This is a genomic window from Pedococcus sp. 2YAF34 (assembly GCF_052114585.1).
Lineage (GTDB): Bacteria > Actinomycetota > Actinomycetes > Actinomycetales > Dermatophilaceae > Pedococcus.
Genome location: NZ_JBFRFA010000009.1, coordinates 29,276 through 54,493, shown reverse-complemented (window position 1 = coordinate 54,493; position 25,218 = coordinate 29,276). Strand labels below are relative to the sequence as shown.

The window sequence follows — 25,218 nt, the reverse complement described above, 5'->3', positions numbered from 1 at the left end:
GTCTCGCCGGGTTAGGAGCCTGTTCCGGGAAGCAGGTGATGCCGCGGTCCTGCCAGGCTCCTCGCGGTGTGCCGTCCCCAGCCACGAGGCGCCGGAAGATCCGCACACTCGGTCCTAGACCCTGTGCCGGAGTGTTGCCTTCGCAGGCGGCAGCAGCCTGAGCGCAAAAGTCGTTGCCAGTCGCTGAGCCTGGTGCGTTGCCCGGGCAGTTCACCACGGAGGTGTACTCCCAGTGGGCCTGCGCCTTCGCAGCTTGCGCTTTGGCCACGGCCGCCTCGACCGCGATCTGCTTCATCTCTTTGCGGTCGTGGTACGACATCCGAAGCGAGTCTTGCCGCGTTGAGCCTCCCCAGATTCCGTCACCGCCTGCGGCTGTGGCTGCTCCTGGCAACACGGGCAACGCAACGACAATCCCCAGCGCCGCGAGTGCTAAGCGATTCCATAGACGATCCATGAGTCCCCCCGCCAAACGACGCTCACCGTGCGCGCCACGTTCATTCGCTTGTCCGAGTCGACGACCTTCCCCGACTTGTCCACGATGTCTGCACCCCTCTGCAACATCTGAAGTCGCACGAACTGCTGCCCCTTGGGACCCCCCGAGAAGGGCTTGACCTTCACTCCCTCGACAGGATCCGAGGTGTAGTGGCGGTCTTGATTCTGGAGTGTCTCGATGGTCGCCTGTATCGCTGCGCAGGACTTGCACCCAGGGTCGGCGAATGGGCGCAGAATCTCTGGGTCTGCTGCCCGACCAGCCCTGTTGGTCTCGTTGACGTAATGCTTGACGAAGGCGGCGGCGCCTTCGGGGGTGTGCTTCCTGGCGTCAGCTGGCAGATCGGCAGGATCGACGGTCGCCGTCGCAGAGGACGGTGGGCTCGACGACGGAGTTGTGGTCCCGCTGCCCGCAGACGAGGTGCTCGGAGACGGCGGCGACGACGACGTCTTCCCCGGTTCTCCCCCTCCGTCCGAGCACGCGCTGACCGTCAGGACCAGCAGCGCCAGCCCCGCGGCGCCATACCGATGTCGTGCACTCACCCGACGACTCCCCTCCCCGGTGACGGCACCAAACCCCGTGCCGAATGCCCGCGAGTCTACGCAAATGCACCCACAGCGCCATCCGTACTGTCCACAGGGCACCGAGCCCCACGGCCGTTCGCGGGCGACCTGTGGACAACCGCCGGAAGCCAGCACCGGGCCCCAGGAACTGAGGGAAGTAGGGACTTTGGGCCCGGATGGACCATCTGTCCGGTTCCTAGGGTCGAGCCATCGGCCGGGTGGCCGACAAGGCGTCGCAGCGTTGCGCGGCGCCTCCTCCATGCCCTCAGAAAGAGGTCAACACATGAGCGCAGGGCTCGTCCTCCCCACGCACGAACGCTGGTTCGTCGACTCCGCACCCGCCGATTGGAGCTTCTTCCTGCGGCCGCTCCCCCTCACGCTGACGGCCCTGGTCGTCGTCGTGACGCTGGTCTGGCGCCGGCTGGCGCTGCGCCTCGACCGACCGGAACTGCCGGTGCTGCGCCGGGTCGGCGACCTCGCGCCGTGGGTGCCGCGGCTGCTCGGCATCCACCTGGGCGTGGCTCTCCTGGCGCTGGCGGCGTCCGGCTCGTTCGTCGCGCCGAGCCTGGACGACCTGGACGGCGTCGTCGGCAAGGCACTCCTGCTGCTCGAAGCCGCCCTGGGCGTGTGGCTCATCACCGGGTGGCAGCAGCGGTCGGCAGCGGCTCTCGCGCTGGTGCTCGGCCCCCTGATGGCGATCTTCACCGGGCCCATGGCGCTGCTCGAATCCGCGAACCTCGCCGCGGTCGCAGCGTTCCTCGTCATCGCGCCCGCTGGGGCGGACCGTCACGGCGCCGTGGCGGTGCCCGCCGTGCAGCTGCGCTGGGCACTGCTCGTCCTGCGCGTCGGCGTGGGCGTGGCCCTGATCGCCCTCGCGTTCACCGAGAAGTTCACCAACCCGACGATGGCCCGCGAGACCCTCGCGCACTTCCCCGCGCTCAACGTCTTCAGCCTGGTCGGCCTGCACGTCCCCACGGATGTCTTCATCGTGGTCGCCGGCTCGATCGAGCTGCTGTTCGGGCTCTTGGTGATCTCGGGCGCCCTGCCGCAGGTCGCGGTGCTCGTCGCCATGGTGCCGTTCAACGCCACCCTGGTCCTGTTCGGCCAGACCGAGCTCGTCGGCCACCTGCCCGTGTACGGCGTGTTCCTCGCCCTGCTCGCCTACGGCTCCAACCCGGCCACCGCCGCTGCCGTTCGCTGGCTTCCCAGCAGGGCTGACCTGGTCGTCCCGGCGCATCGGCCGGCCACGGCGGTCGTCCCCGACTGACACCGGCGAGGTATGCCGCGGAGCCCGGCTCCGCGGCATACCTCCCGCCTGCGCTGGTGACCCCGGTCAGTGGGCGGGCTCGAGGGCCGGCCGCTCCTCGGCATCTCCGGGGGTCGGGCCCTGCGCCTCGACGTCGCTGGGGGTGGACTGGCTCAACTCGGCGTCCTGCTTCGCGAGCCGGCTGGGCCACCACATGCGACCGCGGAGGTCGAGGTTGAGAGCCGTGACGAGGACCGACCGGACGACCAGGGTGTCGAGCAGGACGCCAAGGGCGACGGCGATGCCGATCTCCGCGAACGTGACGACGGGCAGGGTGCCGAGGACCGCGAACGTGCCCGCGAGAACCAGACCGGCCGAGGTGATGACCCCACCGGTGGCGGCGAGGCCGACGAGCGCCCCTCGCCGGGTACCGAGCTCCTTGGCCTCCTCGTGCACGCGGGTCATGAGGAAGATGTTGTAGTCGATGCCCAGCGCGACGAGGAACACGAAGACGAACAGCGGCAGCGACGAGTCGGCGCCGGCGAAGCCGAGGACGTGCCGGAAGATCAGCGCGGACAGGCCCATGGCGGCGCCGTACGACAGGACGACGGTGCCGATGAGCACCAACGGTGCCGTGACGGCGCGGAGCAGGAGCACGAGGATCAGCAGCACGACGCCGAGGATGAGCGGGATGATCCGCAGGTTGTCGTCTGCGGACGCCCTGAGAGTGTCCGCCCTGGTGGCAGTGTCACCACCGGCGATCGCGTCGGCACCGGGGACCTTGGCGATGGCCGCGCGGATGCGGTCGACCGTCGTCGTGGCCGCGTCGGAGTCGGGGGCGTCGGTGAGCGTCGCCTGGATGAGCGAGCGGCTGCCCTTGGTGACCGGGTCGCCGACGGTGGAGACGCCCTGCACGCCCTCGAGGGAGGTCTTGACCGCACCCGCCTGCGGGGCGTTGGCGAGGACCATCACCGGGGAGCCGGCGCCGGCCGGGAAGTGCCTGGCCACGGTCTGCTCCCCCACCACCGACTCGGGGGTGCCGTAGTAGGAGTCCTTGTTCTGCAGGCCGACCGCGTTGAGCTGCAGGATGCCGAGCGAGGCGATGGCCAGCAGCAGGGACGTCACGACCCAGGTGCGCCGCGGCGCCCGGGCGATGCGACGTCCGATGCGTGCCCACACCCCGTCACGGGTGTGGTCGACCGAGCCGTACGTCGGGCGCACCGGCCAGAACATCCAGCGGCCGAAGACCACGAGCAGGGCCGGGAGCAGCGTCAGCATGACGAGGAGACCGACGGCGACACCGATGGCGGCGACCGGACCAAGACCCTTGGTCGAGTTCATCGTCGCGACGAGAAGGCAGAGCATGCCGGCGATGACGGTGGCGCCGGAGGCGAGGATCGCGGGGCCAGCGCGGTGGAGCGCGAACGCCATGGCCTCGTGCCGGTCCTCGTGCCTGCGCAGCTCCTCCCTGTACCGGGCGACGAGCAGCAAGGCGTAGTCGGTGCCCGCGCCGAACACGATGACCGTGAGGATGCCGGAGCTCTGGGCGTTGACGGTGAGGGTGTCGTCCTTGGCGAGGAAGTAGATGACCGCCTGAGCGACGAACAGCGCGGTGCCGGCGGAGACCACGGGGATGAGCCAGAGGAGGGGGCTGCGGTAGGTCAGCAGGAGGATGACGATCACGACCGTCATCGCCGAGTAGAGCAGCTTGCCGTCGATGCCGGAGAACGCCCCCGACGAGTCGGCGGCGTAGCCCACAGGGCCGGTGACCTGCATGGACAGGCCGGCGGGGCGCTCCTTCGCTATCGAGCGCAGGTCGTCGACCGTCGCCCCCAGGGTGTCCCAGCCGCCGTCGCCGGCGTCCACCGGGATGATGACCTCCAGTGCCTTGCCGTCCCTCGCGGGGATCGGGCCGACGGTCTTGCTCTTGACCGGGGCCAGCGCGTCGAACCTGGCGACCTGGGCGGCGACGGCTTGTTGGTCTGCTGGGGTGATGCCGGCCGGGCGTTCGTAGACGAGGACGGCCGGGAACTCGTTCTTGCTCTGGAACGCCTCGATCTGGGTGACGACCTGGGTCGACTGGGCGTCCTTGGGCAGCCAGGCGACGGCCTCGTTGTTGAGGACGCCCTGCAGCTTGCCGGCCGGGCCGAACGCTGCCGCGAGGATCGCCAGCCAGAAGACGACGACGAACCACTTCGTCACCTTGCCGCTGGGGAACCACGCCAGCCGTCCGACGTCGCCGATCCGTGTCTCGCTCATCGCTCTTGCCTCTCACCGTGGTCGGGTGTGCGCACCCTGCACGGCACCCATCAGGACGACGGTAGGGAGCGCGGGGCTGTCGGGACAACGGATTTCGGCAGCGTTAGGTGGGCGTTCAGGGGCAGTTCAGGGACGACCCTGAGGAGGATCTGGGCATTTCACCGCGTATGCCGCAGCGACAAGAACAGATGAATTCACGCGTTGCCCTCCGGCCGGGTGCGTTGCTGACAGCAAGGTCGTCTCGGCAGCCACGCTGGCCCAATGCAAGTGAGTTCCTGCGCAGGCTACTTCTGAGGCGCAACGCCCCGAGTCTCCTCAGCCGGGTGCTTGGCAGCCGAAGCCTCGATCTTCGCCAAGGCAGACTCGCCGAGATCCACGCCGCACTGGTCCGCCAACCCCACGAGATAGACCAGGACGTCCGACATCTCCTCAGCCAGGCGTGTATGCAGTGGCTCCTCGCGCGAGAGGGCGCGCGCTTCGTCGGCTGGCAACCATTGGAGCAGCTCAGCCAGCTCCCCCACCTCACCGACCAGGGCCAGCATCACCGACTTGGGGTCCTGGAATTGCTGCCATTCGCGCTCGGCGATGAACGCCCTCGCCGCATCGCGGATCTCCGTCAAATCAGACACGCTACGAGTATGTCGCCACAACCGGACACGACAACTGCCCGGGGATAGAGTCGCCGACGTAATTGCGGCCCGACAGGCTTCCGCTTCAGGACAAGCCCCCACCCGCACGGATCACTTCGTGCTGCCTGGGGTTCTGTTCTGTGACGCTGTATCGTCAATCGGTTGCCGGCTTTTCCTCGCTCGAGAATCAACTCGCCACGCTTCTCGCTGAGCAGATGACGTACCGCACCGGTCGTAAGCCCTCCGCGGGTGAGTACCGCTCGTGGGAACGCAGCCTGCCTGCACTGCACGCCGACCTCGTCGCTGCGGGTCTCCACGAGGTGGAAATGCTCTTCGAGTATCAGCTTCCGCTCACCAGCAAGCGCGCCGACGTCGTGCTCGTCGGCCAGCATCCTCAGACTGGTGGGCCCTCCTACCTGGTGGTCGAGCTCAAGCAATGGAGTCACGCAGAGCGATTCGAGGACAGCGACAGCCTCATCCAGATTGAGCAATACGGCCGTCGCCCCGTGACTCATCCAGCCCTGCAGGTTCGTGACTACTGCGACTACATGCTCGGCTTCACAACGGTGCTGGCCGATCAGCCGGAGGCCCTCGCGGGGACGGCATACCTGCACAACGCCACCGACTCCGCCGTCGAGGACCTCTATCGCATACCTGCTGACCGGCTGGGCTCAGTCTTCAGCGGACAGCGGCGCGGCGAGTTCCAGGCATTCCTCAAGTCTCGGTTTACCCCGGGGGTCAGCGGCGCAGCGTATGCCGACCAGCTGCTTTCCAGTCGTATCGCCCCATCGCGCCAACTGCTGGCCGTGGCGGCCGACGAGGTGCAGCATCGCGAGATGTTCGTGCTGCTCGATGAGCAGCGGGACGCCTACAACTACGTTCTGCACGCCGTGGAGCGCGCACGTCGGGCCAACACCAAAACGGCTGTCATCGTGTCCGGTGGTCCAGGCAGCGGCAAGAGCGTCATTGCCCTGTCTCTACTAGGTGAGCTGTCACGCCAAGGCCGCTCGGTGCTGCATGCCACGGGTTCGCGGTCCTTTACGCAGACGCTGCGAAAGGTCGCAGGCAAGCGCGCGCCCCGAGTCCAGAAGATGTTCCAGTATTTCAACTCGTTCGTCGCCTCGGAGCCCAACGACCTCGACGCGCTGATCCTGGACGAGGCCCATCGCATTCGTGAGACCTCGGCATCCCGGTGGACGCGGGCCGAACACCGCACCGGAAAGCCACAGGTCGAAGAGCTCTTGGATGCCGCTCGCGTTCCGGTGTTCCTGCTCGACGAGTTCCAGGTCGTGCGGCCCGGAGAGCAGGGCACAGTGGAGGATATTGAGAAACATGCCGCCAACCGCGGCATTGACATCGTGAAGATCGACCTGGACGCGCAGTTCCGTTGCGGCGGTTCTGAAGAGTATGTGCTTTGGGCCAAGCGACTTCTAGGCCTGGAGCCTGGCGGCCCTATGGAGTGGACCGGTGACCCTCACTTCGACGTCGAGGTGGTTGACTCTCCCTACGAAATGGAGGCCTACCTGTCCACCAAACTCGAGGGCGGCTACTCGACGCGGATCGCCGCTGGCTATTGCTGGCCGTGGAGCGACCCGCGGCCCGACGGCACGCTCGTTTCCGATGTGCAGGTGGGCGACTGGGCCAAACCATGGAACCTCAAGGGCGACCGTTCGGTGGGTGGGGCTCCTGCCGCTGCGCTCTGGGCCACCGACCCGGCCGGCTTCGGTCAAGTGGGCTGCGTCTACACCGCTCAAGGATTCGAGTACGACTACTCGGGCGTCATCATTGGCCCAGACCTCGTGTGGCGTGAGGACCGCTGGGTCGCCATTCGTAGCGCCAACAGAGATCCGGACTTCAAGAACCCAGCGAAGGTCAGTGACGCCGACTTTGAACGCCTCGTGCGCAACGTCTACAAGGTGCTTCTGACGCGGGGCATGCGCGGGGTCACCCTCTATTCCACCGACGCTGAGACGCAGAAGTTCCTGCGCACCTTGGTTAGCTGACGCGTCCGCGCCGTAGCCCGCACGCTTACGCAACGTTTGTCCGAATCGGCACCAGCGCTCGCCTCGACCTGGCAAGCTGCATCGCGTGACTGGGACGGACGACAGCTTGTTGGAGGGGCTGTACGAGCGACTGATCACGGCCGAACTCGCGGCACAGCTCGCCGCCGCGCGCAGCGTGACAGCAGACAGCGGGCTGGTCGACGACGCCGATGCACCTGAGATCCTGGCGCGGCACGTCCGTGACGTGGTTCTTCGGACGCTAAGAAGCGAACGAAGCTCCGAGAAGCGGCTCGCACTGGTCAATGATCTGGTCGCCCGCGTTAAGTCGCCACGCGATCACGTCACCGCTGCGAGCCAGCTGCTGTCAGTCGCGCACGTGGCACGTCCGGGAAACCCCGCTCGGCAGTTCTCGGAACGGCCCTCCACGCCCCTGTCCGATGCTGCCCTCCTGACGAACGCCCAGGGCGAGCCCGGGATGGGTCATGAGATCCGAGCCGAGCTCGCTAGCGCCGACCAGGTCGACGTGATCATGGCTTTCGTCAAGTGGTACGGGTTACGGCTGTTCGAGGATCGGCTCGTGGCCCTGCACGAGCGCGGGGTGTCGCTGCGCGTCATCACGACGACGTACATGGGAGCGACTGAACGGCAGGCACTTGATCGGTTGGTCCGCAATTTCGGTGCCGACGTGAAGGTTCAATACGACGCGCAACGGACTCGCCTGCACGCGAAGGCGTGGCTCTTCCGCCGCAACACGGGGTTTGACACGGCGTACGTCGGCAGCAGCAACCTCTCGCGTGCCGCGATGCTCGACGGGGTCGAGTGGAATGTTCGGCTGTCGGCGGTGGCGACTCCTGCCCTCCTGCAGAAGTTCAGCGCCACTTTCGACAGCTACTGGAACGATCCCACCTTCGAGAGCTATCACCCGGACACCGACGGTGACCGTCTGGATGACGCACTCGCCGAAGCCAGGGGCACCAAGGCTCACGATCGCGTGACGCTCACGTTGTCAGGGCTCGAAGTACGTCCCTATCCCTATCAACAGGAGATGCTGGACCAGCTCGAGGTCGAGCGCGCTCTCCACGGGCGCCATCGAAACCTGGTCGTCGCAGCGACGGGCACGGGCAAGACGGTCATTGCGGCGCTGGACTACCGACGTCTTGCCGAGGCAGCCCCTACGCGTCCACGCCTGCTCTTCGTCGCTCACCGTCGCGAAATCCTCGAACAGTCCTTGCGTACCTATCGCGAGGTGCTCAACGATGCCGACTTTGGCGAACTGTACGTCGGCGGCACACGACCTGAGCGATGGGAACACGTCTTCGCCTCAGTGCAGTCGCTCACCGCCTACGACGTCCGCACCATCCCTCCTGGCTCGTTCCAGATCGTCGTGGTCGACGAGTTTCACCACGCGCAGGCCAGCACCTATCGACGCATCCTCGACCATCTGAACCCTCGCGAGCTGCTCGGCCTCACGGCAACCCCCGAGCGCGGCGATGGGCTCGACGTGCGAACCTTCTTCGACGGGAGGGTGGCAGCCGAGCTCAGGCTGTGGGATGCGCTGAAGGCCGACCTCCTCACGCCCTTCCACTATTTCGCCATCGCAGATGGTGTGGATCTCACCCGAGTCGACTGGAAGTCGGGCGCCTACGACCCATCGGAGCTTTCGACACTGTTCACGGGCAACGACGCCCGAGCCCGCATCGTCCTCACCGCCGTGCAAGACAAGGTCGCTGACGTGTCCGCCATGAAGGCGCTCGGCTTCTGCGTCTCACGTGATCACGCGCACTACATGACTCGGGTCTTCAACGAGGCGGGAATTCGTGCCGCTGCGGTCCTGGGTGACACGCGGTCAGACGACCGCGACGCCGCCATCGTCCGGCTGCGGACAGGGGAGATTCAAGCGATCTTCACGGTGGACGTCTTCAACGAAGGCGTGGACGTGCCCGCCATCAACACGGTGCTCTTCCTTCGTCCGACCGAAAGCTCAACCGTCTTCCTCCAACAGCTTGGTCGGGGTCTGCGTCGCGCCAAGAACAAGGCAGTCTTGACCGCCCTCGACTTTGTCGGCCACCACCGTAAGGAGTTCCGCTTCGACCAGCGGTTCCGTGCCATGACGGGCAGCACTCGCGCAGAGCTAGTCCGCGACATCGAGCACGACTTCCCATTCCTGCCTGCTGGGACCCAGATCGTACTGGACCGCCAAAGTCAGGAGCTGGTGCTTGAGAACGTCCGAAGCCAGGTGGCGAAGCGGTGGGCCAGCATCGCGTCAGAGCTTCGGGCCCACCCGACAGACGACCTCGGCACCTTCCTTGGCGATTCAGGTGTCGACCTTGCAGATGTTGTCCGCGGAGACCGGTCGTGGTCGCGTCTGCGCCGGGACGCAGGACTGTCGTTGGCCGCCCCGGGACCCCGAGAGGACGGGATTCTCAAACGGGTTCGTGCGTTCGCCCACGTCGATGATCCGGACCGCGCTACGGCCTATCTCGCGTGGTTGGGTGACGACGCACCTCGCTATGCCGAGGCCGACCCCGCTCTCCAGGCGTTCGGACGCATGCTCTTCTTCTCCCTTTGGCCCGACGGCGGAGGTTTCGACTCCTATGAAGCGGGCCTGGCGTCGCTCGCAGCGGAACCAGCTGCGCGCGACGACCTGCGCCAGGTGGTGGCTCTCGGCCTTGCTGGGGCAGAGAGGCTCAGTTCGCGTTTGGGCGGCGAGCTCGGTCTTCGGCCGCTTCGGGTTCATGCTCGCTACAGCCGCGAGGAACTGGTCGCCGCGCTCGATTACGTGTCCATCGAGGGTCGCAAGCCCAACAGCTTCCGCGAAGGCGTGCTGTTCGCGCCGGCCGCAAACGCCGACGCATTCCTGGTCACCTTGCACAAGTCTGAGGCTGACTACTCCCCCACGACCATGTACCAGGACTATGCGATCAACGCTGAGCTCTTCCACTGGGAGTCGCAGTCAGGAACGACGGTGGCATCCAGGACGGGTCAGCGCTACCTCAACCACCGCGAGCAAGGAAGCCATGTGCTCCTGTTCACGAGGGCCAACAAGGTCAGCGAGTTTGGTTCGGGAGCGCCGTACCTGTGCCTCGGTGAGGCGGACTACGTCGAGCACCGTGGCGAGCGGCCGATCGCAATCACCTGGCGGCTTCGCACACCCATGCCAGCGGCCGACTTCGCTGTGGCCAGCGTTGTGGCGTAGCTCCGCGCCGGACTCTCGCCGCCGGGAGCCCGTGAGGGCCGAGAGTGGGGCCAGACGGCTTCACCCGCGCCTAACCTCGCGAACGCGCGGGATCCTCTGTCAACGAGAGCGAGTCCTCGGAAGCGTTGTCCTGCCCGAAGGCATGCGACTCAATCGACTGAGGTGCCCATCTCCTGCCTTTGGTCCCCGTAGCACAAGGGCGCTTCTGCGCGTTTCATCTGTGACTGACCGGTTCCATCAACCACGGCGTTTCAGCCCACCTGAGGTCCACTACGGAGTATCCGCTCCGCGACTCCCAAAGTGGTGTGCCCTGGGGCGCGGATAGATAGAGGCCGCGGGCGGCGCCAACCGTGCGTTCCCGCTGAACCGGCCAACCGATTTCAGCGCCGATCCGTGCTAGCTGTGCGATGTCGCGGTCAAGCGCCCGAGTGACGTGCCTATGAACGGGGAGGGCGCTCGACTTAGAGGAGTTGCACGGTCGGCAAGCCGGCACGAGGTTTGCTAAGCCATCGAGCCCCACCCGCGACCATGGCAGTAGGTGGTCAATCGGGCTGGCACCGTCCAGCTTGGCACCACAGTAGAAGCAGCTAGCGCCGAACTCATCGAAGTAGGCCGCGCGCACTCTTGCGAGTCCCACGCGTTCTTGACCGAAGAGGTGGGAAGCGACGTCGATGCGCTCGTTCCGCAGGCTCGCGTTCAGTCGGACGACGTCCTCAACCCACAGAAGCTCAAGCGTCGGGCGCAGGAGACCCGACAGTCTGGCGAGGTTCGTTGCGACCCCTGGATAGAGCGTGACGACTGCGCCGTGCCGGTCGATCTTGCTCTGGTTGACGCCTTCCCCCATCCAGGAGTCGTCATAGAGAAACGTCTGGCCCGGCTCCCGCCCAGGTAAGTGTTGAAGGCGGGCGAGTGGCTGGCGGACCAGGGTCAACACAACGTTGGTTACGGCTCTGCGGTAGTCATTGGGCACGCGTTCTCGGGCAACATCGAGGGACGTGGTCCTCGCCTGGTAAGCGGACTCACGAAGCCGGCTGACTGCAGCAAGGATGCGGACCCGAGGCTGGGAAGACTGCTTGAGCTCTCCGATTCCGGCCAACGGGAGGACCTGTCGCCAGTAGAGGGCGATAACGCGTTCGCCCAACTCCTCAAGAGGCACGCTGAGCGGCACGTCCTCAGCTGGCAAGTTCTCGACGCAATAGTCGACAAGCGACATGAGCAGCGCGAACTTATACGTTGCCGTCCGCCGGCCAGTCTCGAGAATCGCCACGATGCGCTGCCCCAACTCCAGCGCGTCCATGGACACAGTGAATCAGACTCGCGGTGGTCGCTGGCCCTAATCGGCAGCCGGTTGGGTCCGCTTGTCATGAGAGCAGCGACGGTGGGCCCGGAGCGAGATTCGCTCCGGGCCCACCGTCGTCCCACTGGCTAGATCAGCTGCAGCCGCTGGTGCTGCCGCAGCCCTCGCAGACGTAGCAGGAGCCGGCGGGGCGCATCTTCGTCCCGCAGGTCATGCACATCGGGGCGTCAGCGGAGATGCCCTGGAACTTCTCCATGAGCTCCGCGGACGAGTGCACGTCGACCGAGATCTCCCGAGCCGAAGCGGCACCAGCACCGGACTTCACCTCGGCAGCAGCCGACGGGGCAGGCTCCGCCTTGGTGGCAGCCGCGGCGGGCTTGGAGACCGGGGCGGACTGGCTGAAGTTCTCCAGCTCGTCCTCGAGCTCCTCGTCGGACTCGTTGTCCGCCTCGATCGCGGCGTAGGAGCCGGTCTCGAGCTGGCGGGCGCGCTCCTCGGCGGTGTGGATGCCCATGAACGAACGGGTGTCGAAGTCCATGTGGTCCAGCGCCAGGCGACGGAACACGTAGTCCATGATCGACTGCGCCATCCGCACGTCGGGGTCGTCGGTCAAACCAGCAGGCTCGAAGCGCAGGTTGGTGAACTTCTCCACGAAGGTCTCCAGCGGCACGCCGTACTGCAGGCCGATGCTGACCGCGATCGAGAAGGCGTCCATCACGCCGGCCAGGGTCGAGCCCTGCTTGCCGAACTTGAGGAAGATCTCGCCCAGGTCGCCCGACTCGTAGGTGCCGGCGGTGAGGTAGCCCTCGGCGCCACCCACGGCGAACGACGTGGTCTGCGAGGTCCGGCGCTTCGGCAGGCGCTTGCGCACCGGGCGGTACTCGATGACCTTTTCGACCTTGGCCTCGGCAGCGCCGGCGGCCTTGTCAGCGGCAGCGTCCTTGGCGGTGGAGCCACCGTCGGACAGCGGCTGGCCGACCTTGCAGTTGTCGCGGTAGACCGCGATCGCCTTGAGGCCGAGCTTCCAGCCCTGCATGTGGACGTCCTCGATCTCCTCGACCGTGGCCGTCTCGGGCAGGTTCACCGTCTTGGAGATCGCACCGGACAGGAACGGCTGGACCGCGGCCATCATGCGCACGTGGCCCATGGCCGAGATCGAGCGCGCACCCATGGCGGTGTCGAAGACCTCGTAGTGCTCCGGCTTGAGGCCGGGGGCGTCGATGACGTGGCCCTTGTCGGCGATGTACTCGACGATCGCCTCGATGGTCTCGCCGGTGTAGCCGAGCTTCTTCAGCGCGCGCGGGATGGTGAGGTTGACGATCTGCATCGACCCGCCACCCACGAGCTTCTTGAACTTCACCAGGGAGAAGTCGGGCTCGATGCCGGTGGTGTCGCAGTCCATCATGAAGCCGATGGTGCCGGTCGGCGCGAGCACCGAGGCCTGAGCGTTGCGGTAGCCGTTCTTCTCGCCGAGCTTGACGACGTCGTCCCAGGCCTTGGTGGCCGCACGGTGGATCGAGGTGTCCATCGAGTCGAGCGGACGGATCGCGTCGTTGGCGCTCTGGTGCTTGCGCATGACGCGCTTGTGGGCGTCGGCGTTGCGGGCGTAGCCGGCGTAGGCGCCGACGACCCCGGCCATCTCGGCCGAGCGCTTGTAGGCGGCACCGGTGAGCAGCGAGGTGATCGCCGCGGCGAGCGAGCGCCCACCCTCGGAGTCGTAGCCGTGGCCGGTGGCCATGAGCAGGGCGCCGAGGTTGGCGTAGCCGATGCCGAGCTGGCGGTAGTCACGCGTGGTGTCGCCGATGGCCTCGGTCGGGAAGTCGGCGAAGCAGATGGAGATGTCCATCGCGGTGATGACGAGCTCAGCGACCTTCTGGAACGTGACCGCGTCGAACGTGTCGTCGTCCTTGAGGAACTTGAGCAGGTTCAGTGAGGCCAGGTTGCACGAGGAGTTGTCGAGCGACATGTACTCCGAGCACGGGTTGGACGCGGTGATGCGGCCGCTCTCGGGGTTGGTGTGCCAGTCGTTGATCACGTCGTCGTACTGGATGCCCGGGTCGGCGCACTCCCACGCGGCCTCGGCGAGCTTGCGGAACAGGTCACGCGCGTCGACCTTCTCGATGACCTCACCGGTGGTGCGCGAGCGCAGCCCGAAGTCGGTGCCGGCCTCGACGGCCTTCATGAACTCGTCCGAGACTCGGACCGAGTTGTTCGCGTTCTGGTACTGGACGGAGGTGATGTCCTTGCCACCGAGGTCCATGTCGAACCCGGCGTCACGCAGCGCGCGGATCTTGTCCTCCTCGCGCGCCTTGGTCTCGACGAACTCCATGATGTCGGGGTGGTCGACGTCGAGCACGACCATCTTGGCCGCACGACGGGTCGCGCCACCGGACTTGATCGTCCCCGCGGACGCGTCGGCGCCACGCATGAAGGAGACCGGGCCGGAGGCGGTGCCACCGGAGGACAGCAGCTCCTTGGAGGAGCGGATGCGGGAGAGGTTGAGGCCGGCGCCGGAGCCGCCCTGGAAGATCTTCCCCTCCTCCTTGTACCAGTTGAGGATCGAGTCCATCGAGTCGTCGACGGCGAGGATGAAGCAGGCGCTGACCTGCTGCGGGCTCTTGGTGCCGACGTTGAACCAGACCGGGGAGTTGAAGCTGAACACCTGGTGCAGCAGGGCGTAGGTCAGCTCGTGCTCGAAGATCTCGGCGTCCTCGGCGGTGGCGAAGTAACCGTGGTCCTTGCCGGCCTTGACGTAGGTCAGGACGACGCGGTCGATGAGCTGCTTGAGGCCCTGCTCACGGGCCTCGGTGCCCACGGCGCCGCGGAAGTACTTGGTGGTGACGATGGTGGAGGCGTTGACCGACCAGAAGTCGGGGAACTCGACACCGCGCTGCTCGAAGATCGTCTCGCCGGTCTTCCAGTTCTGCTGGACGACGTCGCGCTTCTCCCAGGTCACCTCGTCATAGGGGTGCACACCAGGAGTGGTGTAGATGCGCTCGACGGTGACGCCGGACGCGCCCTTGCCGGCGTTCTTGCGGGCACCTGCACGTGCGCCTGCGGTTTCAGTCATGTCTGGTGGCCTCCCTAGCCCCTGGTGATGCTCTGGTGTCAATTCTGGGTGTTGGCACTGACAGTGCCGGGATGGTGCGGTGGTGCCGTACGGCGCGGGCTCAGCCCGGCGGCAAACCGGCGGTGCTGCGTGAGTCCGGCTCGGTGCCGGTGGCCTCGCGCTCGGCGCGCAGCAGGGTGATCGCGGACTCGAAGTCCTCGAGCGACTCGAACGCCTGGTAGACGCTCGCGAACCGCAGGTAGGCGACCTCGTCGAGCTCGCGCAGCGGCCCGAGGATCGCCAGGCCCACCTCGTGGGCCTCGACCTCGGCCTGCCCCTGCTGGCGGATGCACTCCTCGACGCGCTGGGCGAGGAGGGCGAGGTCGTCCTCGGTGACCGGGCGGCCCTGGCAGGCCTTGCGGACGCCGGCGAGGACCTTGCCCCGGCTGAACGGCTCGCTCGCGCCGGAGCGCTTGGTGACCGTGAGGCTGGCCGTCTCGATCGTGGTGAAACGGCGGCCGCACTCCGGGCACTGGCGACGCCGGCGGATGGAGCTGCCGTCGTCGGTCGTGCGCGAGTCCATGACCCTGGAGTCGGTGTGCCGGCAGAACGGACAGTGCATGGCGGCGCTCCTTCCGAGGGGGTGTTGCCCCGCCGTCCAGGGATGAGCTGGGGACGAGACTGTGGACCTGCTGGGGACAACGTGTGGAGAACCAGCCTCGCCCTGTGCACTACATGTGGACGAACTACAGCGGTGTAACCACTAGATGTAGGGATAGTCTGCCTCGCTGTGACCCAGGGCGCAAGCGAGTCCCGGAAACTCCTCCAAACTCCGTAGTGGAGTGTGCATCGCCGCAGGTCAGCGCCTTGCGAAGCACCTGGCCGACACGCCCGAAGTGGTACAGGTGTGGCTGGAGTGACTCGAGAGCCGACCATATCTGGTGCGGGACGACCCACGCGCACCCACATCTTGTGGACAGCGGGGGCGCGCGGCGCGGGTGTGCGGGAGCGGGCGGGAGCTCAGGCCATGGAGAGCAGGAACGCCGCGCTGAACCCGACCACGGTGAGCAGCCCGACGAGCCGCCCGGCGTGCTCCACGGCCTCAGGGACCATGGTGTCGGCCAGCATCGTGAGGATGGCTCCGGCGGCGAACGCCTGGATCGTCGCCACCACCGACGGGTCCGCTCCGTCGAGCAGGACCCGACCCAGCGCGGCCGCCACGGTCGCCGCGGCGGTGACACCCAGCCACAGCGCCATGATCGAGCGAGCGCTGTGCCCGGCCGAACGCATACCCGCCGAGGAGGACAGGCCCTCGGGGATGTTGGAGAGGAACACGGCGGCGACCACGGCCACCCCCACGCCTCCCCCGCCGATGGTGGAGACGCCGATCGCGGCACTCTCCGGTATGCCGTCGAGCAGCGCGCCGAGCGCGAGCGCGGTCCCGGCCGCGCCGGCCTGGGGACCGTTGGGGCTCTTGCGCCGGTGGCCGCCACGGTTGTCGATCCACCAGTCGCCGAGGAAGAACACGACCGACCCGCCGAGCAGGCCGAGCACGGTCGAGACTCCCCCGGCCTTGTCGTAGGCCTCGCCGGCCAGCTCGAACGTCAGGGCGCTGACCAGCACCCCCGAGCCGACGGCCATGACCCAGCCGATGACGCGCTTGGACGTCGGCAGCCAGATCCCGGCCGCCGCGCCGACCAGCAGAGCCACTCCTCCGACGAATCCCCAGAACCCTGCTTCCAGCACTTCCCCACCGTAACCGCCGGGTCGGACTGAGGCAGGTCGGGGGCTGGGGCACAGGACTAGGCCGTCTGCGTGACCCGGCCCCGGCGCGCCGGCGGGACGATCGAGGACGCAGGGAACCCGGAACAGAGGAGGTTCTCATGAGCGGAGCAGCAAGGATCGACCGTCGACAGCTCGTGCGCACGGCGGCAGGGGTGGCGGCAGGTGGAGTCCTGGTCGCGGGGACGGGGGTCGCGTCAGCCTCAGCGACCGACGCGAGCAGCGGCGTCCTGGGCGCCTGGTGGATCGAGCACACCAACGACCCACCCGCCGACCCGGAGCCCGGCATCACCGTCGTCAGCATCGGCGCCGGCGGCATCATCGTCAGCAACGACATCCGTCCCGCCGGCTCGGTCAGCAACGGTGTGTGGGCCATGGACGGCGACCGGTTCAAGGCGACGTTCTGGGGCAGCACCGACGTCGGCCCGAACATGGATACCGGCAGCGCACGCATCCGGGTGCGTGGGCGCCTGCGCAGCGGCAAGCTCGTCGGCACCTTCGCGGTCACGGGGTACGACGCGACCGGCGCCCAGCTGTTCAGCGCCACGGGCACGTTCACCGGCACGCGCATCGAGCCCTGACCCCACGGGCACCGACCCCAAGAGCCCTGACCACCGCGCGCCCTGACCACCACGCAGGACCGGTCCCGCTGATGCGGGCCGGTCCTGCGCCGTACCGCACCGGGCCCTTGGGCCCTACCCGGCGGTGGGCGGCCGCCCGAGAGTGGGAGCACGACCGCGGGACCTTCCCGGGGAACCCCTCAGGGCCACCACGAAGGCACACACAAAGGCAGGAAGAGATGAACAGCTACGGACTCGGCGGCAGGGTCGCCGTCATCACCGGCGGGGCCTCCGGCATCGGCCGCGCCTGCGCCCACATCCTCGCGCGCTCCGGCGCGGACGTCTCGATCTGGGACCTCGACCAGGCCGCGATCGACGTGGTGCTCAAGGAGCTCGAGGCGTTCGAGTGCCGGACGCACGGCGCCGTGGTCGACGTCAGCGACTCCGGGGCGGTCGACGCGGCGATGGACGCTGCGGTCGAGCACCTCGGCCACGTCGACATCGCGGTCTGCAACGCCGGCATCGGCGGCGACGTCCTCGCCAGCGGCGACTACACCGACGAGGCCTGGCACAAGGTCATCGGCATCAACCTCGACGGCGTCTTCTACACCCAGCGCGCGGCGATCCGCGCCATGAAGGCCAGCGGTCGCGGGGGCTCGATCATCAACATGGCCTCGATCCTCGGCGCTGTCGGTTTCGCGACCGCGAGCGCCTACACCGCCGCCAAGCACGGCGTCGTCGGCATGACGCAGGCCGCCGCCTGGGAGCACGCCGCCGACAAGATCCGCGTCAACGCGGTGGGCCCGGGCTTCATCCGCACTCCCCTGCTGGACGCCCACCTGGACCAGCCGACGCTGGACTTCCTCGCGACCCAGCACGCGCTGCAGCGGATCGGTGAGCCCGAGGAGGTCGCCGAGCTCGTCGCCTGGCTGGCCAGCGACGGCGCATCGTTCGCGACCGGCACCTACTACCCGATCGACGGCGGCTACCTGGCCCGCTGAGCCTCCTCGCTGCGGGTCTTCAGTCCCGCCGCCTCCATCGCGAGGTAGCGGTCGGTCGTCGCGCGGTACACCCGCCCGAACAGCTCCCCCAGCCATCCGTGCGGCTCGATGCTCAGGGTCACCCGGCTGCCGCCGCCGGGCAGCGGCTCCACGACGTGGCGGGCCTTGGTGAGGATCGCCGGCCCGCGCATCACCCACGTGAACGACGCGCCCGGCTCCAGCTCGGTGACCACCCAATCGGAGGTGGGTATGCGGGGCTGGCTCAGTTTCGCGCTCGAGCCCGGGCGCAGCGGTCCCTCGTCGAGCCTGCGCGCCCACCGCATCGAGGCGGTCCACTCCGGCCAGCGCTCGACGTCGGTCATCACCTCCCACACCCGAGCCGGTGGGGCGGCGATGTCGACGGTGGCGTGCTGCTCCATCACGACATCGTCCTCCTGCTGTCGGTGCAGTTCGAGAGGATGCGGGGCATGGATTCCGCGCGCGTCCTCGCCCAGCGGCTGGCCACCCAGCGACTCAGCTCGGCGCCGCTGCCCCGCGCTGCCGACGCCGTCCGCCTGCTCACCTGCGTCCAGAGCCAGGAGCGCGACCACGCCTTCTTCTCCCTCGGCCTGCGCACCCGGCGGAGCACGTATGCCGCCGTGCGTCGCGAGCACGACAGCGGCACCTTCCTGCGCACCCACATCCTGCGGCCGACGTGGCACTTCGTGGCGCCCGAGGACCTGCGCTGGATCCTGGCGCTCACCTCACCGCGCCTGCTGTCGTCGATGGCTGGCCGCCACCGCCAGCTCGGGCTCGACGACGCCAGCCGGCTCGACTCGGGACTGTCGCTGCTGGCCGAGCTGCTCGCCGGACGAAACCACCTGACCCGGGCCGAGATCGGCGAGGCGTTCGTCGGGCGTGGGTCGAGCATCGAGCCCGGCCAGCAGTTCGGGCACCTGCTCATCGTCGCCGAGCTCCAGGGGCTGGTCTGCTCCGGACCGCAGAAGGGCGTCCACCACTCCTACGCCCTGGTCGACGAGGTCGTCCCGCCCACCCGTGCGCGCGACGAGGACGAGGCGCTGGTCGAGCTGGTGCGCCGCTTCTTCACCAGCCACGGACCCGCGACCATCAAGGACTTCACCCGGTGGTCGTCGCTGACCGTCGCCGGCACCAAGGAGGCCCTGGCCCAGCTCGGCGGCGAGCTCGCCTGCGAGGACGTCGACGGCACCCCGCACTGGTTCGACCCCTCGGTGGTGCCACGGCGCAGCCCTGCCGCGCCCGCGGCCTACCCCTTTCCCGTCTACGACGAGGCGGTCCTCACCTACCCCACGGTGAACTTCCCCACGGCGCCCGACCATCCCTTCGCCAAGCACCCTGATCCGTTCTGGGCCCGGGTCGTCCTCGACCAGCAGAACGTCGGGCTGTGGAAGCGCACGGTCCGCGGGGGCGAGGTGGAGGTGGACGTGCGGCTCGCGCGCAGCGTCGACGACCGGGGCCGCGAAGCAGTACGCCTGGCCGCACAGCGGCTTGCCGGCTTCCTCGAGCTGGAGCTGCGCTACCTCGAGGACCACCACACCCCGCACATCTGGTGGGGGTAGCGCGACCGCCTGGCCCGAGCCCCGGCGGACCCATGCGGGCCGTCTGCTTTTAACAGGTCATGACCTCGCCCTGACCGGTTGATGAATTACACGGTTGGACTTATCCGGATCTGCATGACAAAGCGGACACCGGACGTCCAACCTGTTCCAGGTTGCGCGTCCCCCGGGGACCGCCGCCTGCGCCCTCGGCGCCGTTCCTGCCCCCCACCCCCAGGAAGTCATGCGTTCACGCCTCCACCGCGCCGCCGCCCACGCCGTACTCCGCCTGCTCGCCCTGACGCTCGTGGCGACCGCCCTGGTCGCCGTCGCCCCCCGGACGGCCCAGGCCGCCGGGCTGGTGAGCGAGTGCAAGGCCTACTCGACCGCCTGCATCTCGTTCAGCGGGTACGCCGGGAAGTCCGTGTGGGGCTACCCCGTGAACTCCTCCGGCAACAACTGCGTCAACTACGTGGCCTACCGGCTGGCGCGCAACGGGGTGAAGCAGCAGAGCGGGATGGGCAACGGCGGTCAGTGGGCCACCAGCGCCAAGTCGCGCGGCTACGTCGTCGACAGGACGCCGCGCACCGGCTCCATCGCGCAGTGGAACTACGGCAGCGCCTACGCCCCGAGCGCCGGGCACGTCGGCTACGTCGAGGAGGCGACGTCGTCCTACATCGCCATCTCCGACAGCTCCTGGGGTGGCGGCTACTCCTCGCGCTGGCGCGTCTACAAGGGTGACCGCAACTGGCCCAGCAACTTCATCCACTTCAAGGACCAAGCCTACCAGCCGCCGAGGTCTGGCTCGTTCCTGCGCGTGCGCGAGACCAACGAGGTCTACCGCCTCGTCGGCTCTGCGCCGATCTACACCTCGACATGGACCGGTCTCGGGGGCACCCAGCCGACCCACCTCATCTCCTCCGCGACTCTGGCGTCGATGCCGGCGCGGCTGGCGGAGGGCACCTTCATCCGCGGCGCCCAGCGCAACGAGGTCTACCGCGTCATCGGTGGAGCGCCGGTCTACGTCTACACGTGGGCGGCGTTCGGGGGGACGCAGGCAACCACCAAGGTCGACCAGTACGCCATCGACAAGGCGGGGATGGGCGGCCACTGGAACCACCTGCGGTCACGACCCGCCGAGGGCACCCTCATCCGGGGCGGCCAGCGCGGTGAGGTCTACAAGGTCGCCGGTGGGGCGCCGGTCATCGTCACCGACTGGGACAACGTGGGCGGCAAGCGGACCTCGATGACGGTCGACCAGTACGCGATCGACAAGGCCGGGAGCGCCACCCGCTACAACCACCTGTCGTTCCGGCCGGTGGACGGGTCGTACGTGCGCGGGTACACGACCAAGAAGGTCTACCTGATGAAGGGCGGCATCGCCCACTACGTCTACTCCTGGGACCAGGTCGGCGGGACCGTGCAGCCCACGACGCTCGTGGACCAGGTCGCCGTCGACAAGGCCGGGACGTCGAGCCCGCTCTACTGGACCCACATCAAGGACAAGCAGGTTCTCTGAGGGCCCTGGCCGGCTCACCCCGGTGAGCCGTGGCGCGTCAGCCGACGGCGGGGATGAGCAGCGTCTGGCCGGCGTGGACGTCCGAGCCGGCCAGGTCGTTGGCGACCTGGATGCGGGCGACGGCGTCGGCCAGCGGGAGCTGCGGCAGCTGCGTGGCCGCGACCTCGGAGAGCGTCTGGCCCGACTGCACGGTCGTGGCGTGGTCGACGACCGTCGCCGACGCCCCGCCGGACAGCAGGGTGGTCGCGAGCACCACCGCGGCCACGAGGACCGTCAGGGTGATGGCGAGGCGACCTGCGCGGGTGAGGTGCACCGGCGCCACGGGGCGGATGACGACGTCCTCGCCCGTGGGCACGGAGACGAGCTGCGGACGGGTCGGTCGCGTCGGCATCCGCAAAGGTGCGGGGGCGACGTCCCAAGCGACTGCTGCACTCATCTGGTCCTCCGTGGTGGTCAGGGTCTGGCGGTCGTTCGAACGGGTGTGCGAACTTCCTCTGGACTGATTTCTAGCACGCGTGTTCGAATGCGGCAAGACACGCGTCGAACACATGTTTGGCACAGGCGTTCGAACGCCATACGCTGTGTTCATGCCTCAAGCACATCAGAGGCCACTGACAACGCACCCGTACCACCGTCGCCGGACCACCCCTGGAGGACCGGCTCACGGCACCTGACCTGCGGAAACGAGGAACCGGCATGAGCGAGGACAACGTCAAGGAGCTCCCCGACCGCGACCACGGCGACGGGCTCACCGTCCGCCAGCGCCGGGTCCTCGAGGTCATCCGCAACTCGGTGGACCGGCGCGGCTACCCGCCGAGCCTGCGCGAGATCGGCGAGGCCGTCGGGCTCACCTCCCCGAGCTCGGTGGCCCACCAGCTCTCGACCCTCGAGCGCAAGGGGTTCCTGCGCCGCGACCCCAACCGCCCTCGCGCCATCGAGGTCGTCTCCCCCGACTCCCCCGCCGACATGCGCGGCTACCGCGGCGGCGCGAGCGTCGACGACGAGACGGCCGTCTACGACGAGACCGGGATCGGCGACCAGCGCCCGGAGGCCTCCTACGTCCCCGTGCTCGGACGCATCGCTGCCGGCGTGCCGATCCTCGCCGAGGAGACCGTCGAGGACGTCTTCCCGCTCCCCCGCCAGATCGTCGGCGAAGGCCAGCTGTTCCTGCTCCAGGTCGTCGGCGAGTCGATGATCGACGCGGCGATCTGCGACGGTGACTGGGTCGTCGTGCGGCAGCAACCGACAGCCGACAACGGCGACATCGTGGCTGCCATGCTCGACAACGAGGCGACCGTCAAGACGTTCAAGCGGAAGGACGGCAAGGTCTGGCTCATGCCGCACAACGCGGCGTTCGAGCCCATCGACGGCGACCACGCCACCATCCTGGGCAAGGTCACCGCGGTCCTGCGCCGCGTCTGAGCAGCGTCAGTCGCCCAGCGTCTCGAGGTACCTGCTCAGGCGCTGGGTGATGTCGTCGGTGGCGCGGGCCTCGTCCCACAGCTCCCACCACTCGTTGTCATCCGGCCGCAGCGCCCGGTGCAGCGCCGCGGTGGCGAGGTCCTCGAGGCGCTCGTCGACCTCGAGCGGCTCCTCCTCCACCCAACGCGGCACGTAGCGCTCTGCGACGACGCTCTCCGGGTCGTCGCAGGCGGCTACGACGACCGCGGCCGCGATGGCCTCGGCCATCTCCGGCGCCTCGATGTAGCCGTCCGACCGCACCACGCGCCCCATGGCTCGCTCCACCTGGGCGCGGCGCTCGTCGGGTCCGGCCTCCTCGAGGGTGTCGAGGAAGTCGAGCGCGTCGTCGTTCTCGAACGGTCCTGTTCCGGCAGCTCCCATACCGGCCTCCCTGTGTGCTCGGTTGCTACGAGCGTGCCAAGGCCCGCCGCGACACGCCAGTGGTCGTTCGGCCGAGGCAAGGTGGACCTTTGTCAGCCCTCGCCGCTGGTCCCCGACACGGTGTGCCCGGCGCCCTCCTCAGGCAGCAGGCGCTGGTACCAGGCGGTGTCGACGTAGCGGCCGAACTTGTGCCCCACCTCGCGCAGCACCCCCACCTGCTCGAACCCGAACCGGCGGTGCAGCGCGATGCTCGCGTCGTTGGGCAGCGCGATGACCGCGACCTGGGTGTGCACGCCGGGGTGCGCGTCGAGCCGGCCGAGCAGCGCGGAGTACAGCTGCGACGCGACGCCCAGGCCACGCGCGCCCTCCGCGAGGTAGACCGACACCTCCTTGGTCCCGTCGTACGCGGGGCGAGGGCGGAACGGCCCGGAGAAGGCGTAGCCGAGCACCTCCTCGTCACGAGTCGCGACGAGGACGAGATCGCACTCCCCGCGCCCGCGACCTTCTCCCCCAGGTATGCCGCGCCGCGCGGTTCGGTGTCGAACGTCGCCACCGTGGTGCGCGCCTGCTCGTCGTAGATCGCGGCCATCGCCGGCACGTCGGTGTCGAGGGCGTCGCGGACGGTGATCGCGGTGGCGGCCGGGCTCATATCGGCGATGCTAGGGGGATGACGGACCGGCAGCGGATGTGGGACGAGCGGTATGCAGCCAGCGACCGGGTGTGGAGCGCCGGCCCCAACGCGGAGGTCGAGCGGATCGTCTCCCCCTGGCCGCCGGGTCGAGCCCTGGACCTCGGGGCCGGTGAGGGGCGGCACGCCATCTGGCTAGCTTCGCTGGGCTGGCGGGTGACGGCGGTCGACTTCTCCGCGGTGGGGCTCGGCAAGGGCGAGGCCGAGGCGACCCGTCGCGGGCTCGCGGTCGACTGGGCGGTCGCGGACGCGCGTTCGTGGCAACCGTCGCCGGGCGTTCTCTACGACCTGGTGCTGGTCGCCTACCTCCACCTGCCCGAGGACGTCCTCGGTCGGTGCCGGCGCTGGCTCGCGCCGGGCGGCGCCCTCGTCGTCGTCGGTCATGCCTTGCGGAACCTCACCGACGGCGTCGGTGGTCCTCAGGACCCGGCACTCCTCCACACCCTCGACGAACTGCGTGCCGCGTCCGAGGGCCTGCACGTCGAGCGCTGCGAGGAGCTCGTGCGGCACACGGAGGGCGGTGACGCGATCGACGCCGTCCTCGTCGCTAGGCGGCCAGCAGCCTGACCAGCTCGGTGAGCGTCGGACCGAGCGGGGCGTCGAGCTGCAGGGTCGCCTCGCCGTCGCCGCGGGTCGCCCCCCGGGTGATGATGACGACCGGGATGCCCCGGGCGGCTGCCCGCCGCACGAACCGGTAGCCGCTCATGACCTTGAGGCTCGACCCGAGGACGAGCAGCACCTCAGCCTCCTCGGTGAGGCGAAAACAGTGTTCCACCAACGGTTTCGGCACTGACTCGCCGAAGAACACCACGTCGGGCTTGAGGGTGTCCTGCCCGCAGACGAGGCACCGCGGCACCACGAAGTCGGCGACGTCGAGCTCGTTGAGGGCGATGTCGCCGTCGGGCCGGATCTCGTTGCTGGTCACCTCGAAGGTCGGGTTGGTGAGCCGCATCCGCTCGTCGAGGTCCCACCGGCTCGAGCGGTCACCACACGTCAGGCAGACCACGCGGGCGAGTGCGCCGTGGAGCTCGGTGACGTCGGTGGCACCGGCGGACTGGTGAAGCCCGTCGACGTTCTGGGTGATGACCGGGCCCAGCGCGCCGGCTCGCTGCAGGGCGGCGACGGCCTCGTGTCCGGCGTTGGGCCGGGCCAGGTTGAAGCGCTGCCAGCCGACGTAGCTTCGGGCCCAGTAGCGCTGCCGGGCCTGGGAGGAGCGGACGAACTCGGCGTACTGCATCGGAGTCACCCGGCGCTTGCCGTCGGGGCCGCGGTAGTCGGGGATGCCGGACTCGGTGGAGATGCCGGCGCCCGTGAGCGTCATGACACGACGGCGTTCGATGAGGTCGGCGACGGCACCGAGGGCGGCCGGGCTGGTGGTGCCGTCGAGCGCGTACCCGGGCTGCGGAGGGTGCGCCTGCGTCACGTCGGTCACCAGCACAGGTTACGTGGGCCTCACGCAGGTGGCCCGGCGAGCCGCCCACCGGCGACCGAGCCCGGGGCGTCTCGTTCGCAGCGGATCCATCACGGTTGCAGCGAGATCT

21 protein-coding genes are annotated in these 25,218 nt (G+C 68.4%); 9 read left to right on the top strand and 12 right to left on the bottom strand.

The features are described 5' to 3' along the window. Positions 1 to 429 precede the first annotated feature (429 nt). A complete protein-coding gene (locus tag AB4Z02_RS07125) occupies positions 430 to 1,314 on the bottom strand; it encodes a DUF6318 family protein (RefSeq protein ID WP_441970156.1) in 885 nt (294 codons plus the stop codon). 22 nt (positions 1,315 to 1,336) lie between these two features. On the opposite strand from AB4Z02_RS07125, the gene AB4Z02_RS07120 reads away from it, so the two are divergent. Then, complete coding sequence (locus AB4Z02_RS07120; RefSeq protein ID WP_441970155.1) at positions 1,337 to 2,320, top strand: hypothetical protein; 984 nt, start codon at positions 1,337 to 1,339, stop codon at positions 2,318 to 2,320. Positions 2,321 to 2,386: 66 nt separating this feature from the next. Here AB4Z02_RS07120 and AB4Z02_RS07115 read toward each other — a convergent pair whose 3' ends face one another. After that, complete coding sequence (locus AB4Z02_RS07115) at positions 2,387 to 4,558, bottom strand: MMPL family transporter (RefSeq protein ID WP_441970154.1); 2,172 nt, start codon at positions 4,556 to 4,558, stop codon at positions 2,387 to 2,389. A gap of 284 nt (positions 4,559 to 4,842) precedes the next feature. After that, complete coding sequence (locus AB4Z02_RS07110) at positions 4,843 to 5,187, bottom strand: nucleotide pyrophosphohydrolase (RefSeq protein ID WP_056883749.1); 345 nt, start codon at positions 5,185 to 5,187, stop codon at positions 4,843 to 4,845. Positions 5,188 to 5,327: 140 nt separating this feature from the next. Between AB4Z02_RS07110 and AB4Z02_RS07105 the strand changes: the two genes are divergently transcribed. Together AB4Z02_RS07105 and AB4Z02_RS07100 are read left to right on the top strand one after the other, a co-directional pair. Further along, on the top strand, positions 5,328 to 7,190 hold the full coding sequence (locus AB4Z02_RS07105) for a DUF2075 domain-containing protein (RefSeq protein ID WP_056883748.1): 1,863 nt from the start codon (positions 5,328 to 5,330) through the stop codon (positions 7,188 to 7,190). Between the two features lie 106 nt (positions 7,191 to 7,296). Further along, complete coding sequence (locus AB4Z02_RS07100) at positions 7,297 to 10,386, top strand: DUF3427 domain-containing protein (RefSeq protein WP_056884148.1); 3,090 nt, start codon at positions 7,297 to 7,299, stop codon at positions 10,384 to 10,386. Positions 10,387 to 10,600: 214 nt separating this feature from the next. Here the strand turns inward: AB4Z02_RS07100 and AB4Z02_RS07095 are convergent, their stop codons facing one another. The 4 genes from AB4Z02_RS07095 to AB4Z02_RS07080 all read right to left on the bottom strand — a co-directional run bounded on the left by AB4Z02_RS07095 (position 10,601) and on the right by AB4Z02_RS07080 (position 16,478). Further along, the gene (locus tag AB4Z02_RS07095) at positions 10,601 to 11,683 is read right to left on the bottom strand and encodes an HNH endonuclease (RefSeq protein WP_082590671.1); all 1,083 of its coding nucleotides are present in this window, start codon (positions 11,681 to 11,683) and stop codon (positions 10,601 to 10,603) included. A gap of 133 nt (positions 11,684 to 11,816) precedes the next feature. Beyond that, positions 11,817 to 14,753: a vitamin B12-dependent ribonucleotide reductase gene (locus AB4Z02_RS07090; protein ID WP_441970153.1), complete on the bottom strand. Its 2,937-nt coding sequence runs from the start codon at positions 14,751 to 14,753 to the stop codon at positions 11,817 to 11,819. 100 nt (positions 14,754 to 14,853) lie between these two features. Next, entirely contained in the window at positions 14,854 to 15,354 is a 501-nt protein-coding gene (gene nrdR, locus AB4Z02_RS07085) for a transcriptional regulator NrdR (protein WP_441970152.1), read from the bottom strand. Between the two features lie 398 nt (positions 15,355 to 15,752). Continuing rightward, a complete protein-coding gene (locus tag AB4Z02_RS07080; RefSeq protein WP_441970151.1) occupies positions 15,753 to 16,478 on the bottom strand; it encodes a ZIP family metal transporter in 726 nt (241 codons plus the stop codon). Between the two features lie 137 nt (positions 16,479 to 16,615). On the opposite strand from AB4Z02_RS07080, the gene AB4Z02_RS07075 reads away from it, so the two are divergent. Both AB4Z02_RS07075 and AB4Z02_RS07070 read left to right on the top strand, forming a co-directional pair. After that, a complete protein-coding gene (locus AB4Z02_RS07075) occupies positions 16,616 to 17,095 on the top strand; it encodes a hypothetical protein (protein WP_156399927.1) in 480 nt (159 codons plus the stop codon). 218 nt (positions 17,096 to 17,313) lie between these two features. Then, the gene (locus AB4Z02_RS07070; RefSeq protein WP_441970150.1) at positions 17,314 to 18,075 is read left to right on the top strand and encodes an SDR family NAD(P)-dependent oxidoreductase; all 762 of its coding nucleotides are present in this window, start codon (positions 17,314 to 17,316) and stop codon (positions 18,073 to 18,075) included. Here the strand turns inward: AB4Z02_RS07070 and AB4Z02_RS07065 are convergent. Beyond that, entirely contained in the window at positions 18,060 to 18,494 is a 435-nt protein-coding gene (locus AB4Z02_RS07065; RefSeq protein WP_441970149.1) for an SRPBCC family protein, read from the bottom strand. The genes AB4Z02_RS07070 and AB4Z02_RS07065 overlap by 16 nt on opposite strands. A 48-nt stretch (positions 18,495 to 18,542) precedes the next feature. On the opposite strand from AB4Z02_RS07065, the gene AB4Z02_RS07060 reads away from it, so the two are divergent. Beyond that, positions 18,543 to 19,652 carry a winged helix DNA-binding domain-containing protein gene (locus AB4Z02_RS07060; protein WP_441970148.1) on the top strand — a complete coding sequence of 370 codons (1,110 nt, stop codon included), beginning with the start codon at positions 18,543 to 18,545 and terminating at the stop codon, positions 19,650 to 19,652. Between the two features lie 220 nt (positions 19,653 to 19,872). Next, a complete protein-coding gene (locus AB4Z02_RS07055; RefSeq protein WP_441970147.1) occupies positions 19,873 to 21,147 on the top strand; it encodes a CHAP domain-containing protein in 1,275 nt (424 codons plus the stop codon). Between the two features lie 37 nt (positions 21,148 to 21,184). Here the strand turns inward: AB4Z02_RS07055 and AB4Z02_RS07050 are convergent, their stop codons facing one another. Beyond that, positions 21,185 to 21,583 (bottom strand): LysM peptidoglycan-binding domain-containing protein, encoded by a 399-nt coding sequence (locus AB4Z02_RS07050; RefSeq protein WP_441970146.1) that lies wholly within the window; start codon positions 21,581 to 21,583, stop codon positions 21,185 to 21,187. Between the two features lie 260 nt (positions 21,584 to 21,843). Between AB4Z02_RS07050 and lexA the strand changes: the two genes are divergently transcribed. After that, positions 21,844 to 22,569 (top strand): transcriptional repressor LexA, encoded by a 726-nt coding sequence (lexA, locus tag AB4Z02_RS07045; protein WP_056883738.1) that lies wholly within the window; start codon positions 21,844 to 21,846, stop codon positions 22,567 to 22,569. A 6-nt stretch (positions 22,570 to 22,575) separates the two neighbouring features. Here the strand turns inward: lexA and AB4Z02_RS07040 are convergent, their stop codons facing one another. After that, positions 22,576 to 22,989 carry a DUF4259 domain-containing protein gene (locus AB4Z02_RS07040; protein WP_056883737.1) on the bottom strand — a complete coding sequence of 138 codons (414 nt, stop codon included), beginning with the start codon at positions 22,987 to 22,989 and terminating at the stop codon, positions 22,576 to 22,578. Positions 22,990 to 23,081: 92 nt separating this feature from the next. Continuing rightward, positions 23,082 to 23,507 (bottom strand): GNAT family N-acetyltransferase, encoded by a 426-nt coding sequence (locus AB4Z02_RS07035; protein ID WP_441970210.1) that lies wholly within the window; start codon positions 23,505 to 23,507, stop codon positions 23,082 to 23,084. Between the two features lie 149 nt (positions 23,508 to 23,656). Between AB4Z02_RS07035 and AB4Z02_RS07030 the strand changes: the two genes are divergently transcribed. Next, on the top strand, positions 23,657 to 24,244 hold the full coding sequence (locus tag AB4Z02_RS07030; RefSeq protein WP_441970145.1) for a class I SAM-dependent methyltransferase: 588 nt from the start codon (positions 23,657 to 23,659) through the stop codon (positions 24,242 to 24,244). Here the strand turns inward: AB4Z02_RS07030 and AB4Z02_RS07025 are convergent. After that, on the bottom strand, positions 24,225 to 24,998 hold the full coding sequence (locus tag AB4Z02_RS07025; RefSeq protein ID WP_441970209.1) for an NAD-dependent protein deacetylase: 774 nt from the start codon (positions 24,996 to 24,998) through the stop codon (positions 24,225 to 24,227). The two genes, AB4Z02_RS07030 and AB4Z02_RS07025, sit on opposite strands and share 20 nt — an antisense overlap. Between the last annotated feature and the right edge of the window lie 220 nt (positions 24,999 to 25,218).